Source organism: Halobacteriovorax vibrionivorans (assembly GCF_003346865.1).
In the GTDB taxonomy this organism is placed as follows: domain Bacteria; phylum Bdellovibrionota; class Bacteriovoracia; order Bacteriovoracales; family Bacteriovoracaceae; genus Halobacteriovorax_A; species Halobacteriovorax_A vibrionivorans.
Map to the genome: position 1 here is coordinate 1,035,016 of NZ_QDKL01000001.1, position 14,980 is coordinate 1,049,995.

Genomic DNA, 14,980 nt, shown 5'->3' on the forward strand with positions numbered 1-14,980 from the left:
TAAATGGAGAGATTTAGAAACAAGAATATCCTAATCGTTGGTATTGGAAAAACTGGTTTCAAGCTCATCAATTTCTTTAATCGTCTTGAGTGTAATATTAGAGTGACTGATATCAAGCCGATTTTTGATTTAAATAAGGCCGTAAAAAAGCTACGTAAAATTAAGCCAGCAGTTGAAATGACTTTTGGTGAACATTTAGATGATGACTTTTTAAATGCTGACGTTGTTGTTTATTCAAGTGCAGTAGATCCAAACCTACCTCAGCTTGAATTAGCAAGAAGAGAAGGTAAGCAGGTTTATTCTGAATTTGCACTTGGTAATACTCTTTGTCGCAAGCCTATTATTGCTGTTTGTGGATCACATGGTCGTACAACTGTAGCACATATGATTGGTTTCACACTGAGACAAGATGGTAAAAATGTATTCGTAGGTGGTACAAGTGATAGTCCATTTATTGAATACTCAATGCTACCTAATAAAGATGAAATCGATTACGTTGTTGTTGAGGTTTCTGCCGTTCAAATGAGAAAACTTGATGACTTCCACCCTAAGATGGTTGTCTTTACTGATATTGCTGACACTTATCCACAGAATCATTTCACTTCTATGGGTGAGTATATGGAGACTAAGCTTAGTATTATTAAGACTCTTTCTCCAGATGATACTCTTATTGTTAACTTTGATAAGCTTGCAAATAATAGCTTCTTTAGAAATGCTAATTGCCAAACTTATTGGTACTCAAGAAGATCATTCGTTAAGCTTGGTGTAATGGAAGAGATTCAAGGAACGCATTTCCACGATCGTCGAATCCACTCAAATATTTCATACCATTCAGAATTTACAGTGAAGAAGATGAGAATCATTGGTCAAAACAATCGTGAAAACTTACTTGCTGCAATTACGGCATGTAAGGCCCTTGATCTTTCAGATGAAGCAATTCAAACATGTGTAACAAAGTTCCCAGGAATTCCACATCGAATTGAATTCTTAATGGAAAAGAATGGCGTTAACTTCTATAACGATTCAAAAGCAACTGATATGAAGACTCTTTGTGAAACAACAAAGTCTTTCAAAACTCCTGTGATTCTAATTGCAGGTGGTAAAGACATGGAAGAACTTGAGTACGAGCAATTCAGTGATGAGTTATGTTCAACTACACGTATTATCGTTCTAGTAGGTGAAGCAAAAGAGCGTATGAATCGTGCTCTTGGTGAGCATCCACAAACTTTCATTGTTGGTTCATTTGAAGAGTCAGTTCTCTTTGCTTATCAAAAATCGAGAACAGGTGATACGATTATTCTTTCACCGGGGAATCCTGCAACAGACTTCTTTAGAGATTATGAGGAAAGAGGAAACTACTTCAAAAAACTAGTATATCAATTATAATTGTTTCAAATGCCTGCTTTATGCAGGCATTTTTTTTAGCACTAATACAGAACAAGTACACAGGCATATGATGACTGCATGAAAGTTGTCTTATTCTTTATCTTCGTCAGTATTATTACCTCTCACATTAAGGCCAATGAGTTCACGCATGATTGTCGTGAAGTCGTTGAGAAACGTTTATCTAAAATGAATCAATACCGCTTTAGAAAGCAGTGTGAACAGATTACTTCTTCTTATCAGCTAAATTGTATTACCGATGTCTTGAATACGAGAAGGGCCATTAGTCTTGTTGAATTTAATGCGTGCACTTATGTGAAATCCTCTGTGGGACTTGAGGCCGTACGAGAGATTACAAGTTATTATAATTCACAGGTAAATAGCTTACATGTGACTCTTGCTGCGCTCGTTAAGAACAGAGGAGAGAAAGCATGTCTTTCACATATCGTACATCATGAAGGGATTACGCCACTTAATGTATATAATTGTTTTGAAAATCGAAAAATCGACTCTCTTCGTACTTTTGCTCAAATGTATATAAAGTAGGGTAACGCTGCACAGCTTCTTTATTTTCTAATGCATCGAATAGCAAATTCATATATGATAAATATATGAACTCATTGGAAAACACGGATCGTTTTGGCAAATTCTTCTTAATCATTACTTCAATTATTGTCGCATTTGGCGTGGTAATGGTTTATTCGTCATCGTATATGTTTTCAAAAGAAGTGTATGGAACAAGTTTACACTTTTTCTCAAGGCAAATTTTCTTCGCTCTTTTTGGAATAGGATTGGCCTTTATCGTCTCTAAGACTAAATATCAATTTTGGTATAAATTTTCATTTCATCTCAATATTGTAATCGGTTTTCTACTTATATTAACTTTTATCCCTGGACTTGGTGTTATCGCTAAAGGTGCAAATCGCTGGATCAATATTGGAGTGGGATCACTTCAGCCCGGAGAATTTGCTAAATACTCAACTCTTATGCTTTCTCTCTTTTTCTTTGAAAGTTATGAAAAGCTAGATCTTAAAAACCGTTTAAAGTTTGCTGCCAATATTTTCTTCGTTTTATTGCTTCTTATTTTACAACCAGACTTTGGAACATTCTTTATCTGCGCCTTAGGAATCGGTTTTACATGTTTCATTTCAAATTTTAATCGTAAATACTTTTATATCTTGGCCTCAGTCGGAACAGTTCTTTCTGGTCTTATTCTTATTGCGCAACCTTATCGAGTAAAAAGGTTAATGGCCTTTCTTGATCCTTGGGCAAACCCTAGGGGAAGTGGATTTCAGGTTATTCAGTCATGGATTGGTTTTGCCAATGGTGGCTTTTTCGGTAAAGGGATTGGAAATAGTTTAGAAAAATTATTCTTCTTACCAGAGGCGCATAACGATTTTATCTTTTCTGTCATTGGAGAAGAATTTGGTTTTCTAGGTGTTATCGCATTTGTTGGCCTTTTTATGGCCTTTACTCATTTCGGTTTCCGACTTGCTCTTTCATTAAAAGATGTCATTGCAAGAAAGATGGTAACTTCAATTGTTTTCATTATCTGTGTTCAAGCATGTCTAAATATGGGAGTTGTTCTTGGACTACTTCCAACAAAAGGTCTTAACCTTCCGTTTGTAAGTTATGGTGGATCATCACTTCTATCAAACTTAATTGCCATAGGTGTTATTTTCTCTTGTGTGTCACGTCAACACACTGATAATGCTCAAAAGCCGTTTTTTTCTCAACAATAGCTCATAGATAGGCTAAATTTATGAGAGAAATTATTTTAAAGGATTAGAAATGAATATTAATATTCAAGATATCTCAGTTCATTTTATTGGGATTGGTGGTATCGGTATGAGTGGTATCGCTGAGATTTTACTTTCACTTGGCTACAAAGTAACAGGCTCTGATATTAGTGACTCGGCCAATGTTGTTCGTCTAAGAGAGTTGGGAGCACAAGTTTATATTGGTCATAATAGAGAGAACATAACAGATGAAACGACAGTTGTTGTTTATTCTTCAGCGGTAAATGATACTAATCCAGAGATGCAACAGGCCCGCGATAATCAGGTACCAATTATGAGAAGAGCAGAAATGCTAGCAGAGCTCATGAGACTTAAGCGTGGAATTGCAATTGGTGGAACTCACGGGAAGACAACGACAACAAGTTTTCTTGCGACGATTCTTCAAGCAAGTAACTATGAACCTACATATATTATCGGTGGAATTGTATCGAATCTTGCTGGTCATGCAAAAGTTGGTACAGGGGAATATCTTGTAGCAGAAGCAGATGAATCTGACGGATCTTTTCTAATGCTTAATCCTATTATGTCAGTAGTTACGAATATTGATCTGGATCACATGGATCATTATGGAAGTGAAGACATTCTTATGGCAAGCTTTGAAGAATTCATTAACAAGGTTCCTTTTTATGGACTGTCATCTTTAAATGCAGATGATGATCGCTTAATGAGTCTTGTTCCATTTATAAAAAAACCAATTGTTACTTTTGGTATTAAAAATGAAGCTGATTATCAAGCAACTAATATAACAATGGATGGTCTAAGTTCAGAGTTTGATTTAATCGTAGGTCCTGAGAACTTAGGACGTATTAAAATTAATCTACCTGGAAAGCATAATATTTTGAATGCTCTAGGTGCAATTTCTATTGCTCATAAAATGGGTGTGCCAGTTGAAATGATTCAAAGCTCGATTAGAAGCTTTGAGAATGTTGGACGTCGTTTTCAGCTTCTTTATAAAAATGACAAAATTGAAATCTTAGATGATTACGGACATCACCCAACAGAGATTTCTTCCACACTTGGTACTTTAAAAGAGATTCGAGATCACAAAAAAATTGCAATTTTTGAACCACACCGTTTTTCGCGAACAAAAGATTGTTGGAATGAATTTCTACACTGCTTTAACGATGTTGACGAACTTTACATGTGTCCAATATATCCAGCAAGTGAAGAGCCAATAGCAGGTATTACTTCAGAAAGATTAGTAGAAGATATCAATCGTCTACATCCAGGTCTTGCTAAGAATATAGAATTAAAAGATTTAGATTCAATTATTAAGTCGAATGAAAAAGCAACTATTATGACTCTTGGTGCTGGTTCAATTGGTCGTGTTATCAGAGAGTGGGTTCTTGATAATGACAGAAATGAATAATCTTAAGTTATTACTTAAAGACATTTCAGATATTGAAGTTGAAATCAGAAAGGATCTTTCTCGCTATTCAACGATGAAAGTAAAGTCCTTTGGTAATTTAATTACTATAAAAAGTGTTAACGCTTTAAAGTCTGTTGTTAAAAAATTAAGTGATAATGGTATGACTTATCATTTGCTTGGTTTAGGTGCGAATCAACTATTAAATGAAGAAATAAAGAGGCCAATAATTCATTTAGATTTTTCATATGATAAGACTATATTTGATTCATATCATGACTCTTATATTTTACCCGCATCTATAAAGCTTTCAACTCTAACTTCTCATGCTTCAAAATTTGGAAATAAACGTTGGGAAGTCATTACGGGAATCCCGGCCACTTTAGGGGGCGCTGTTTTTATGAATGCAGGAACAGGTCTGGGCTGGATAAATGAGATCGTAAAGCGCGTCTGGTATATTGATAAAGAAGGCACTGAACATATCTATGAAGTAGATGAAAGTAGTTTCTCATACAGGCAGAATAATTTTTTAAGGCCAGGTGATGTTGTTTACCAGGTTGAATTAGTTAGTCATGGACAAGATCCGGAACTTGGGAAAAAAATTAGAGATTATTTATTGGTTAGAAATAAAACCCAACCTTTACGAGAAAAAACCTGTGGTAGTGTCTTTAAAAACATCACAAATAAAGAGCGAACTTGCACTGCGGGACGATTTGTTGATATACTAAATTTAAAGGGACTACAAGTTGGTGGTGTTAGAGTTAGCAATCTTCATGGAAATTTTATGGAAAATTTTAATGAGGCAAGCGCTTCTGATGTTAAAGAGCTGATAAAACTAGTCCAAGATGAATTACTACTCCAGTATGGATTAAGATTCGAACCAGAAGTCAGGATAGACAACTAATGAAAAAAGTATTTGGTATTATAACTTTCTTAATGATGAGCACGTCGATACTTGCGACATCACGTCCAATGGAGAAAATCAAATACAAAACGGCTTTTGGTAAATGTCCTTCTCGTGCAGCGGGAACCCTAACTCTTAAACTCGTAAAAGATTTCGAAAAAAATAGTTCATTACGAAGTATGAAGAACTTAATTGATCACGATAAGTTAAAAGAAAAACATTTCTTATCTGATTACACTATCAAGTACGATCCACTTCAAGGAATGCTAAATTTTATATACGAATGTCCATCTCCTCTTATGAAAGTACAAATTTATAAAGAGAATGGAATGGAATCTTACGAAGCGATTCTTGTTGAAAATGGTCAACTATTTGATCCAACTTATGAAATACTTCTAAGAACAGAAAAGAAGTTGAGTTACTCACTACCTTATCTCGCTATTCCAGTAGGAGAGATGGATAAGGACGTTCAAAGAAAAATAACGAAGATTGTCTCAGGACTTGATCTAGTATTTAGAAAACTAATTTCAGAAGTTATTGTTAGTGATAATAAAGAATTAACAATGATTTTATCGATTAAAGGCAAGCCATCAAGTGTCTTTATGGGTAAAGATGAATGGCCTCTAAAGGTTGATAAACTTACTCAGATTATTAGTTACATGAATAAGAAAAAGAAAGTTCCATCTGTAATTAATATTACAAATTCCAAAAAAGTTGTTGTCAAGTTCAACGACTAATCCTAAAATTTCATTATACACGGTAAAAATTGCCGTATTATTTCTTGAAAAAAAGCAGAATGATTCTGTAAGAAAAAACTAGAGAAAGGATTCTCAATGAAAGAAAAAAACATCGTAGTCGGTCTAGACGTAGGTACAACTAAAGTTTGTACAATTGTCGGAATTCAAAATAGCTCAAATACACAAACAACTATTTCTAATCCTTGTGAATTAGAAATCATTGGTATTGGTACACATCCAAGCCATGGCCTTAAAAAAGGTAGTGTTGTTAATATCGATAAAACAGTTCGCTCAATTCAAAACTCATTAGAAGAAGCGAGACTTATGGCCGGAGTTGATATCCATAGTGCTACTATTGGAATTGCTGGAAGCCATATTTATAGTTTCAATAGTTCAGGGGTCGTTGCTGTTAAGGGTAATGAAATCTCGGAAGATGATGTTGAAAGAGTATTAGAGGCTGCAAAAGCGGTCGTAATGCCAAGTGATCGTGAGATTATTCACGTTATCGCTCAAGAATATAAAGTAGATAATACAACAGGAATTAAAAACCCTATTGGAATGTGTGGTACTCGCCTAGAGGCACATGTACATATTGTTACGGGATCAATTTCATTAATTCAAAACCTTGTTAAATGTGTTGAGCATACAGGTGTTAAAGTTGAAAACGTAACACTTCAACCGATTGCTTCATCGGAATCAGTTCTTTCTCCTGAAGAAAGAGAAATGGGAACTCTTCTAGTTGATATTGGTGGTGGGACTACAGATCTTGCACTTTGGAAAGATGGTGCTCTTGTTCACACTCAGGTTATTCCAGTTGGCGGTAATCATTTTACTAATGACTTAGCGGTAGCTTTGAAAGTTCCTCACGCAGAAGCAGAAAGAATTAAAATTAATCATGGATCTGTTTTACCAGAACAAGTAAATCAGTCAGCGCATATTACAGTTCAAGGTATCTCTGGAACTAAGCCACGTGAAGTTCAATTAAATACTGTGGCCAATGTTCTTGGAGCTAGAGCTGAAGAATTATTTGATCTAATTAAAAATATTATTAAAGAAAAGAACCTGGGCGAAGACATCAGTGGTGGTGTTGTTCTTACAGGTGGTGGTGCAATGATTAAGGGTATGCCAGAGATTGGTGAGTACCTTCTTGATCGTCCATTAAAAATTGGTTATCCAATCGCATTTGGCGGGATGACAAACATAATGCAAAATCCAAAGTTTTCAACAGTGCTTGGACTTCTTCTTGAAGCTACTAAAGGTAAAGAAGTGGATGCGGAAGTTGAAGAAGATATTAATCAAATCGATATTGTCGGAAAGTTATCCGGATCGATTAAATCAGTATTTAGAGAAATTTTTTAAATAAGGGGGAACTTATGTTCGAAATTTCTGATAACAATGAATTAAAATTAACTGAAGGCGCGAAGATTCGCGTAGTTGGTGTCGGTGGCGGTGGATGTAATGCCGTAAACACTATGATCAAGGCTGGACTTACTGGTGTTGAGTATATTGTTGCCAACACTGATTCGCAGGCTTTATCTGTAAACCTTGCACCAACAAAAGTTCAACTTGGAGTTGAATTAACAAAAGGTCTAGGTGCTGGTGCAAATCCAGAAGTTGGTCGCAAAGCTGCTCTTGATGAGTATGAAATGCTAAGCCAAGTACTAGAAGGTTCAGATATGGTTTTCATTACTGCTGGTATGGGTGGTGGAACTGGTACTGGTGCAGCACCTGTTATTGCAAAACTAGCAAGAGAGCTTGGAGCTTTAACTGTTGGTGTTGTAACTAAGCCATTTATCTTTGAAGGTAGAAAGAGAATGAGACATGCCAAAACTGGTATTCAAACTCTTGAGGAAAATGTTGATTCACTAATCACAATTCCAAATCAAAGACTTCTTCAATTAGCAGGTGAGAGTTTATCTCTTGTTGAGACTTTCATGAAAGCAGATGAAGTACTACTTAATGCGGTTAGAGGTATCTCTGACTTAATCAATACAACAGGACATATTAATGCTGACTTTGCAGACGTATCGACTGTTATGTCTAATAAAGGTTTAGCACTAATGGGAACAGGACTATGTTCTGGACCAGATAGAGCTATTAAAGCTGCTAATGAAGCAATTTCTTCACCACTTCTTGAAGATATTTCAATCGATGGTGCAACTGGAATTATCATCAATATTACTGGTGGTTCTGGAATGACTATGCATGAAGTAAATGAAGCAGCTACTTTAATTATGGAAGCAGCTGATGAAGATGCTGAAGTTATCTTTGGATCAGTTGTAGATGAAGAATTAGAAGACGATATCAAGGTTACTGTAATTGCTACAGGTCTTGGTGGTGAAGACTCATCAACTAGAGTTGCTCCTCAACAAGAAATGAGAAGACCTGTTCAAACAGAAGCTCCACAAACATTTGCTAAGCCAATTGTTGAAGAGAGAACTGTTGAAGTAAAGCAAGAGCAGAAAATCGAGCAACCTATTGAGCACAGAACTGAAACAATTTCTCGTCCAGCTTACTATGAATCAACTCCACAACAAGATGAAAATCTTGATGCAATGAGAGAGATTCAAATGGAAGCACAACGTGAATCAGTTAACTACGAAACTCAACAAGTTGAAGAAAAACAACAATTGAGATCGAATGGGTTTGATGGAGATACAACTGATTCTTCAAGTCGTCCAAGCTTAACAGATTCAATTCGTGAGGCAGCTTCTCAATATGAAGCTTCAAAATCAGAAGTTGATCCTTGGGCAAATGAAAAAGCATTAACTGGTAATAACTCAAATGTTGAAAAATCAGAGCGTCCTAAGTCAATTGCTGAGAAATTGGGATTTATTAACTTTGATGAAGAAGAACTAGATACTCCATCTTATTTAAGAAAAGATGAAGGTCAAAATACATCAAATGAAACTTTTCGCCAATTAGAGCGATAGGATTCCCCCGAGTATATTGATGGCAACATCAAAAAAAGGGCCCTGAAAAGGGCCCTTTCTTTTTTTCTATATATTATATTTCTTTAAGATACTAGTTTTGCGATATTTGATTTAAAGGCATCGATTAGCTCGGCCGTATCTATTTTAAAGTCTTCTGGAAGTTTTATTAGTAGTTTTGAGTTATCGTGAGGAATATTTCTAAGGACTAGTCGAAAGCTTCCTTCCCAGTCTTGCCAGCTAAGTTCATATTGCCAACGAGCAAATTGTCCAGAACCAAACTTTTGCTCACGCTTTTGAGGATCAAGAGAGTCAATTGTGTAAGATACTTTTTGTTTAAGTCCAGATGCTGTGAGTTCTTTCTCGCATTCACGAATAACTCTATCGTACTTGGCATCGAAAATAACCTCAGGTTTATTTTCTTCAATGATTTGATTAATTTGACCTCTAAGAATCTCCATGTCTGTCATAATTACCTCTTACTTTTCGAGCTGTAGCCTTTCTCTTAAATCCAGCTCTCTTTCTTTTTGAACATATAACTGTACGTATGTTTCAATAAGATCATTTGTGACATCAATCTTATATTCACATAGTATGAATGTAGGAATTTTATCATCCTTCCAAACTTTTTTCTTAAAGTTATAAATGTAGACACCTTTTTCCGGGGTCTCGCTTGTCGTTCTTTCATTTGTTATGGGGATCCAGTCGCTTGCAGAATATGTGTCGAAGTGCTCACGGCAAAGGTGTAGAGACTCAACATTAAAGTAATCGTTTTCAACAAGTTCTTTTTCACAAATACTACATAGTCCCAAGATCCTTTCTTTGGTTTTGTTTTTTTCAAGCATCTGACTTATCTTATTTGTAATATCACCATCTTTTTCTTCTTCATTTTGAAAGTCTCTTTTAAATACTAAATATGCAAAGAAGCCAATAAAGGCAAGTAAGGCCAATACGATGATTGTTAACAACGCTATAATGATGATTGAATTATCCATAATAATATTCTAGATGACTTAACAAATATGAACAATGGCCAGAGGCCTATATCCTAGAATATTTTGAAAATACCGACGTGTCGCAATCCTGATTTTCTCTGATCGTTGATCGAGAGTGCCTTTTTCTTGATAGAGGTTAAAGCATAATTCTTTAAGTTGGTTAAGTTGATCTTCTTCGTATGGTATTCCAAGTGCCGTGATATGAACTCTTCCGCTTGCTTTCTTTATACTGTTATTAGCAATTGAAATAAAGACAGAGCCTAGGGTTGCCATCTTTCTTCTTTCTGAGATTTTTTCGCGCTCGATTTCAATTCGATTACCATGAATTAATATTGGTGGTACTTCTTCAGTTTTATTAAGTTTAACTTCTCCATTTGCAAATATCGTTACAACATCACGATTAGCAATCTCAAGAGCTTTAGATTTTGGAAGAATCGTATTTAAAAATTCAATATGCTTTCTTATAAAATAAGTTTCACCGTGAATGGGGATTGCGATCGTTGGCAGATATGCTTCGTAAACGTCTTTTAAGTCTTCTTTTCCAGGGTGACCAGAGGCGTGAATTAAACCATTGGCATTAGTTATAACTTCTGCACCAGAACTTGTTAGTTCGTTATAAAGAAAGGCAAGTTTCTTTTCATTTCCAGGAATTGCTTTTGAACTGAAAATGAATGTATCTTTTTCATTCACTTTAAAAAACTTATCGTTACCACTTGAGATTCGTTTAACAGTACCTCTAAACTCACCTTGGCTACCTGAGCAGATTATAATCTGTTTCTTTGAGAGGTCTTGTACGCTTTCAACTTCTCTAATAAGCCCATGATCATCAAAGATTTCACATTCACTAGCAATTCGAGTGTATTTTAATAATGATCGGCCATAAGTGATAACTTTAAGGTTTTGTTCTTTGGCGATATCAAATATTGTTTGAATACGATGAATATTTGAAGCAAAGCAGGTGATAAAGACTCTTCCTGGTGCATCTTTTATAAACTTAGAAAGATCGCTTTTTAACTCAGATTCTGAAGTCGTTCTTAAGGCAGAGCTCGTTATATTTGTAGAATCAAGCATTGAAATTCTATTGGTATACTTTCTTGCTAGTGATTTCATTTGTTCCAGATCAATAGGACCTTCGTATGGGCAGTTGAAGTCACTTTTGAAATCAGAAATAAAAAGAATGCCAGTATCGATCTCTTTAATTCCAAGATGTAGTCCTTTTGTATTTGGAATAGAGTGATTAACGTGGACTGCATTTATTTCTATTTTATCAATAATTAATGTGTCATCTAAACGATGGATTTTTTTTGAGAGATCGAGATAATTTAACTTATCTTCAATCAATTCTTTGGCAAATTTTGGTGCGTGTATTTGGGCCTCAGGAAATTTTTCTATATAGTGAGAAATCGCACCAATGTGATCCTCGTGTCCATGTGAAATAATAATATTTGAAATTTTTAATTTTACGTCAGAGAGATCAGGGATTAAATAATTAATGTCAAAGCAATCTTCTGAAGGAAAGAGGATTCCTGCATCAATGATGATATTTGTTTCTTCATAAGATATCAGAGTTGCATTTGATCCAATTTGTCCAACACCACCAAGTGGAGAGATTGTTAATTTTGACATTAATTGCCTTTTGTCGAATTTAGTAAAAGTTCAAACTCTTTATTTTGATCAATAAATTGTAAGAGGCGTGCAGATAAGATCTCTGATGCAACATCAGTTTCTTCACCGACTATAAAGTCAGCGTGTTGTCGTTGAGGTGCCAGAAACTTTTCATACATTGGCCTAACACTATCGTAGTATTGATTAATAACACTTTCAAGGCTTCGGCCACGTTCCGCTACATCTCGGTTAAGACGACGTGTGAATCTTATATCTGCTTCAACATGTAGAAAGCACTTTATATCTAATTGATCGCGAATGATTTGATTGAAAAGTGTGAAGATACCCTCAAATAAAATAACGGGAGTAGGTGTTAATGTAGTTGTTTTATCAAGTCTTCGACTTGTTTTAAAATCATAGTTTGGAACTTCAATTGATTGTCCTTCTTTTAGTTGGACAATGTGTTCTTGTAAAAGATCCCAATCAAAAGCTTTGGGATGGTCGTAATTTGGACGCCCTGATTTTGTATAATACTCTTTTGGTTGTTCTGGTAAGTAATATGAGTCCATAGATAACATGGACACTTTTTCTTGAGGAAGTTTTGAAATAACTTTAGAGGCAAACGTTGTTTTACCCGAGCCTGATCCGCCTGTGATCCCAATTAGCTTCATAGATTACCTTTTGAATAATGTTTTCAGTAACTTAACACGGATTTATTTCACATCAAATAAAAGAGGTGATAATCTTATAATAATTACATTTCATGCTAGTTTGAGGAATAATTAATGCCAAGATATCTGCTAATATCCCTATTTTTTATCGTAACTTCAATAGTTTACGCAGACCCATTGAAGATCGCTATTTCCTCTTCTCCAAATAGTTTAAGCCCATTTTTTTCTACTGATGCAAATTCGCAAAACATTAATCGCCTGGTTAATGGTTCATTGATAGATTTTGATATTAATATGAAGCCAATTTGCCAGCTTTGTGAAAGTTACGAAGAATTTAGAACAATCGATAGTTATAAGATCCGTTTTAAGCTCAAGGAAAATATTTATTTCTCAAATGGTGAGAAAATAACGGCAAGAAGTGTTAAGCAATCTCATTACTACTTCACTGAGACTGAAAAAATTAAATCGATATTTCGATTTGCTTTTTCAAATATTACAGAAGTTAAGATTTTAGATAAATATACATTTGAATTAATATACAAATCATATGGCCTTGATCATTTACCAAATCTTGTGCTTTTTAAGATAATACAGATACCTAATTATAAAACCTTAGACCAGGTTGAATTAAACGATATCGTAGGTGCAGGTGATTATCGAATTACCGATATTAAACCACTTCAAATAGACTTAAAGTCGAATATAGAAGGACGCCAAGACTTAAGCTTTGTGGTTGTTAAAGACGAAACGACACTTGCGCTTAAATTAGTAAAGGGTGAAATTGACTTATCTGTATCAAATATTTCACCACGTAAGGTAAATTATTTAATCAATAAAGGTAGTGTGAAGGTTAAAAAGGTTCTAGGTACAGATTATAATTATATTGGTCTAAATCAGCGCAAGGAACAATTACAAAATCTTAAGGTTAGAAAGGCATTAAGCCATTTAATACCTCGTGAAAAGATTATTAAGTATAAGTTTAAAAACTACGCAGTCGCTTCAAATGGTTTATTTGCTAAGTCTTTTGAGAAGTTCTATTTAGATTCTCCTGTTGATAATTATGACCCGGCCAAAGCTAAGTCTTTGTTTATTGAAGCAGGTTATAAGCATAACAATGGTTTCTGGTATAATGGTGATGGTAAGAAGTTTAAGATTACTTTTAAAACGAGTAGTAATAAGTTTCAACAAGAGTTAGTTACAATCATTAGAAATGAATTCGTCGACTTTGGAATTGATATCCAAATTGTTCCTCAGGAATGGGGGACATTTCTTAGAGGAATAAAACGTGGTGAATACGATCTCTACCTTGGACGTTGGGTCGGATTTACTGGTCAAGATATGCTTAAATTTGCTTTTCACTCTGAAAATATGGCACCGAAAGGGGCAAATCGTGTTTTCTTTGATAATAAAGAGTTCGATAGTTTAATTGCTCAAGCGGAAGATACTATTAATAAAAGCAAAGAAATTGAAATTTATAAGAAAGCAAATTCTGTCGTTAATAGAGAATACCCTTATATAAGTTTATGGCATCCAGACGTTATTTGGGTCATGAATAAGTGTATTCATCTTGATCAGGTATATCCAAACGGAAACTTTCTAGTTCTAAAGGAAATTAAAAATGTCTGTAAAAACTGAAGTTTTTAAAATTGTGACAATTGAGTTTAAAACAAGTTCTCAATGTGAGGAAGTTAACAAAATCGCTCTGAATGATTTCGAAGTTGATGGTATTGAAGAATTCTCAATGGAAGAAGAGAGAGTAGATGAGATCCTAGGGGAAAGAGCATACTCTGGTGGTGATGTACCTGAATCAGTAATTGATGAAGTCGTAGATATTTCTGCAAATGAAGATGTGAAAAAGTTTAATTACTTCTTTTTCCAAGGTGACATCTCTAGAGCAGAGGAGTTTGCAAAAGCTCTAGATCAAATGGACCTTTCTTATGAAATAAAAGAAGAAGAATATTCAGATTGGAATGAAGTTTGGAAAAAGCACTATGCACCGATTGAAGTTACAGATGAGTTGAGTGTCATTCCAGAGTGGTTTAAGGAAGATGATTATAAAACAAATGATAACAATATTTATATAATCCCTGGGATGGGATTTGGTACTGGTGAGCATGAGACAACATATTTATGCTTAAAGCACTATATGGCCGTGAAAGATGATTTCAAAGATAAGGATCTTTGCCTTGATTTTGGTTGTGGTTCAGGGATCTTGGGTATAGGTGCAGTTAAAAAGAATAATATGTTGGTGGACTTTGTCGATATTGATCCAGCGGCCCTCGATAATTGTCATGAAAATTTAAAATTAAATCTCGTTGAAGATCGGTTAAATGGACATCGCCTTATTGCTAGAAAACGTTTTAGTGTAGATGATAAATATAAGTTAGTTTTTGCTAATATTTTAAAACATGTCTTGTTGTCTGAGAAAGATCTCCTTCTGGAGTCTCTCGATGATGGAGCTTATCTAATCTTATCTGGAATTTTAAACGAACAAGTTGATGATATTCTTGAAGAGTACAAGAGCTTGAAAAAAATTGATGTACTTTCTAAAGGGGATTGGTCTGCCATCTTAATGAAAAAAGATTAATCT

Annotated in this window: 13 protein-coding genes and 1 pseudogene; 10 read left to right on the top strand and 4 right to left on the bottom strand. The window is 34.8% G+C overall.

Annotation, left to right across the window (positions count from 1 at the left end; translation table 11 throughout):
- Nucleotides 1-3 precede the first annotated feature (3 nt).
- The 8 genes and pseudogenes from murD to ftsZ form a co-directional block, all read left to right on the top strand.
- Complete coding sequence (gene murD, locus DAY19_RS05070; protein ID WP_114706082.1) at nucleotides 4-1,386, top strand: UDP-N-acetylmuramoyl-L-alanine--D-glutamate ligase; 1,383 nt, start codon at nucleotides 4-6, stop codon at nucleotides 1,384-1,386.
- Nucleotides 1,387-1,464: 78 nt separating this feature from the next.
- Nucleotides 1,465-1,929 carry a hypothetical protein gene (locus DAY19_RS05075; RefSeq protein ID WP_114706083.1) on the top strand — a complete coding sequence of 155 codons (465 nt, stop codon included), beginning with the start codon at nucleotides 1,465-1,467 and terminating at the stop codon, nucleotides 1,927-1,929.
- 65 nt (nucleotides 1,930-1,994) lie between these two features.
- Nucleotides 1,995-3,125, top strand: a complete 1,131-nt coding sequence (gene ftsW, locus DAY19_RS05080; RefSeq protein WP_114706084.1) for a putative lipid II flippase FtsW — start codon at nucleotides 1,995-1,997, stop codon at nucleotides 3,123-3,125.
- Nucleotides 3,126-3,174: 49 nt separating this feature from the next.
- Nucleotides 3,175-4,551, top strand: coding sequence for a UDP-N-acetylmuramate--L-alanine ligase (murC, locus tag DAY19_RS05085; protein WP_114706085.1), 1,377 nt, complete (start codon nucleotides 3,175-3,177; stop codon nucleotides 4,549-4,551).
- A complete protein-coding gene (murB, locus tag DAY19_RS05090) occupies nucleotides 4,544-5,452 on the top strand; it encodes a UDP-N-acetylmuramate dehydrogenase (protein ID WP_158536792.1) in 909 nt (302 codons plus the stop codon). The genes murC and murB overlap by 8 nt, the downstream gene beginning before the upstream one ends.
- Nucleotides 5,452-6,189 (top strand): hypothetical protein, encoded by a 738-nt coding sequence (locus tag DAY19_RS05095; RefSeq protein ID WP_114706087.1) that lies wholly within the window; start codon nucleotides 5,452-5,454, stop codon nucleotides 6,187-6,189. Before murB ends, DAY19_RS05095 begins: the two co-directional genes overlap by 1 nt.
- Nucleotides 6,190-6,285: 96 nt before the next feature.
- Complete coding sequence (ftsA, locus tag DAY19_RS05100) at nucleotides 6,286-7,548, top strand: cell division protein FtsA (RefSeq protein ID WP_114706088.1); 1,263 nt, start codon at nucleotides 6,286-6,288, stop codon at nucleotides 7,546-7,548.
- A 14-nt stretch (nucleotides 7,549-7,562) separates the two neighbouring features.
- Nucleotides 7,563-8,693, top strand: a pseudogene (gene ftsZ / locus DAY19_RS05105) (cell division protein FtsZ); the annotation flags it as partial.
- 512 nt (nucleotides 8,694-9,205) lie between these two features.
- Here the strand turns inward: ftsZ and DAY19_RS05110 are convergent.
- From DAY19_RS05110 to udk, 4 genes are read right to left on the bottom strand one after another with little or no spacing between them, the layout of a single operon-like run.
- Nucleotides 9,206-9,589: a hypothetical protein gene (locus DAY19_RS05110; protein WP_114706090.1), complete on the bottom strand. Its 384-nt coding sequence runs from the start codon at nucleotides 9,587-9,589 to the stop codon at nucleotides 9,206-9,208.
- Between the two features lie 9 nt (nucleotides 9,590-9,598).
- A complete protein-coding gene (locus DAY19_RS05115; protein ID WP_114706091.1) occupies nucleotides 9,599-10,114 on the bottom strand; it encodes a hypothetical protein in 516 nt (171 codons plus the stop codon).
- Between the two features lie 18 nt (nucleotides 10,115-10,132).
- On the bottom strand, nucleotides 10,133-11,740 hold the full coding sequence (locus DAY19_RS05120; protein ID WP_114706092.1) for a ribonuclease J: 1,608 nt from the start codon (nucleotides 11,738-11,740) through the stop codon (nucleotides 10,133-10,135).
- Nucleotides 11,740-12,390 (bottom strand): uridine kinase, encoded by a 651-nt coding sequence (udk, locus tag DAY19_RS05125; RefSeq protein WP_114706093.1) that lies wholly within the window; start codon nucleotides 12,388-12,390, stop codon nucleotides 11,740-11,742. Before udk ends, DAY19_RS05120 begins: the two co-directional genes overlap by 1 nt.
- A gap of 114 nt (nucleotides 12,391-12,504) precedes the next feature.
- On the opposite strand from udk, the gene DAY19_RS05130 reads away from it, so the two are divergent.
- Nucleotides 12,505-14,025: an ABC transporter substrate-binding protein gene (locus DAY19_RS05130; RefSeq protein ID WP_114706094.1), complete on the top strand. Its 1,521-nt coding sequence runs from the start codon at nucleotides 12,505-12,507 to the stop codon at nucleotides 14,023-14,025.
- The gene (locus DAY19_RS05135; RefSeq protein ID WP_114706095.1) at nucleotides 14,009-14,977 is read left to right on the top strand and encodes a 50S ribosomal protein L11 methyltransferase; all 969 of its coding nucleotides are present in this window, start codon (nucleotides 14,009-14,011) and stop codon (nucleotides 14,975-14,977) included. The genes DAY19_RS05130 and DAY19_RS05135 overlap by 17 nt, the downstream gene beginning before the upstream one ends.
- Nucleotides 14,978-14,980: the final 3 nt, after the last annotated feature.

Bases quoted from the DNA above. Each gene is read 5' to 3' on its own strand.
- ftsA (WP_114706088.1), top strand. From the start codon at position 6,286: ATGAAAGAAAAAAACATCGTAGTCGGTCTAGACGTAGGTACAACTAAA.
- DAY19_RS05110 (WP_114706090.1), bottom strand. From the start codon at position 9,589: ATGACAGACATGGAGATTCTTAGAGGTCAAATTAATCAAATCATTGAA.
- DAY19_RS05075 (WP_114706083.1), top strand. From the start codon at position 1,465: ATGAAAGTTGTCTTATTCTTTATCTTCGTCAGTATTATTACCTCTCAC.
- DAY19_RS05135 (WP_114706095.1), top strand. From the start codon at position 14,009: ATGTCTGTAAAAACTGAAGTTTTTAAAATTGTGACAATTGAGTTTAAA.
- DAY19_RS05120 (WP_114706092.1), bottom strand. From the start codon at position 11,740: ATGTCAAAATTAACAATCTCTCCACTTGGTGGTGTTGGACAAATTGGA.
- murD (WP_114706082.1), top strand. From the start codon at position 4: ATGGAGAGATTTAGAAACAAGAATATCCTAATCGTTGGTATTGGAAAA.
- DAY19_RS05095 (WP_114706087.1), top strand. From the start codon at position 5,452: ATGAAAAAAGTATTTGGTATTATAACTTTCTTAATGATGAGCACGTCG.
- murB (WP_158536792.1), top strand. From the start codon at position 4,544: ATGAATAATCTTAAGTTATTACTTAAAGACATTTCAGATATTGAAGTT.
- DAY19_RS05130 (WP_114706094.1), top strand. From the start codon at position 12,505: ATGCCAAGATATCTGCTAATATCCCTATTTTTTATCGTAACTTCAATA.
- udk (WP_114706093.1), bottom strand. From the start codon at position 12,390: ATGAAGCTAATTGGGATCACAGGCGGATCAGGCTCGGGTAAAACAACG.
- DAY19_RS05115 (WP_114706091.1), bottom strand. From the start codon at position 10,114: ATGGATAATTCAATCATCATTATAGCGTTGTTAACAATCATCGTATTG.
- murC (WP_114706085.1), top strand. From the start codon at position 3,175: ATGAATATTAATATTCAAGATATCTCAGTTCATTTTATTGGGATTGGT.
- ftsW (WP_114706084.1), top strand. From the start codon at position 1,995: ATGAACTCATTGGAAAACACGGATCGTTTTGGCAAATTCTTCTTAATC.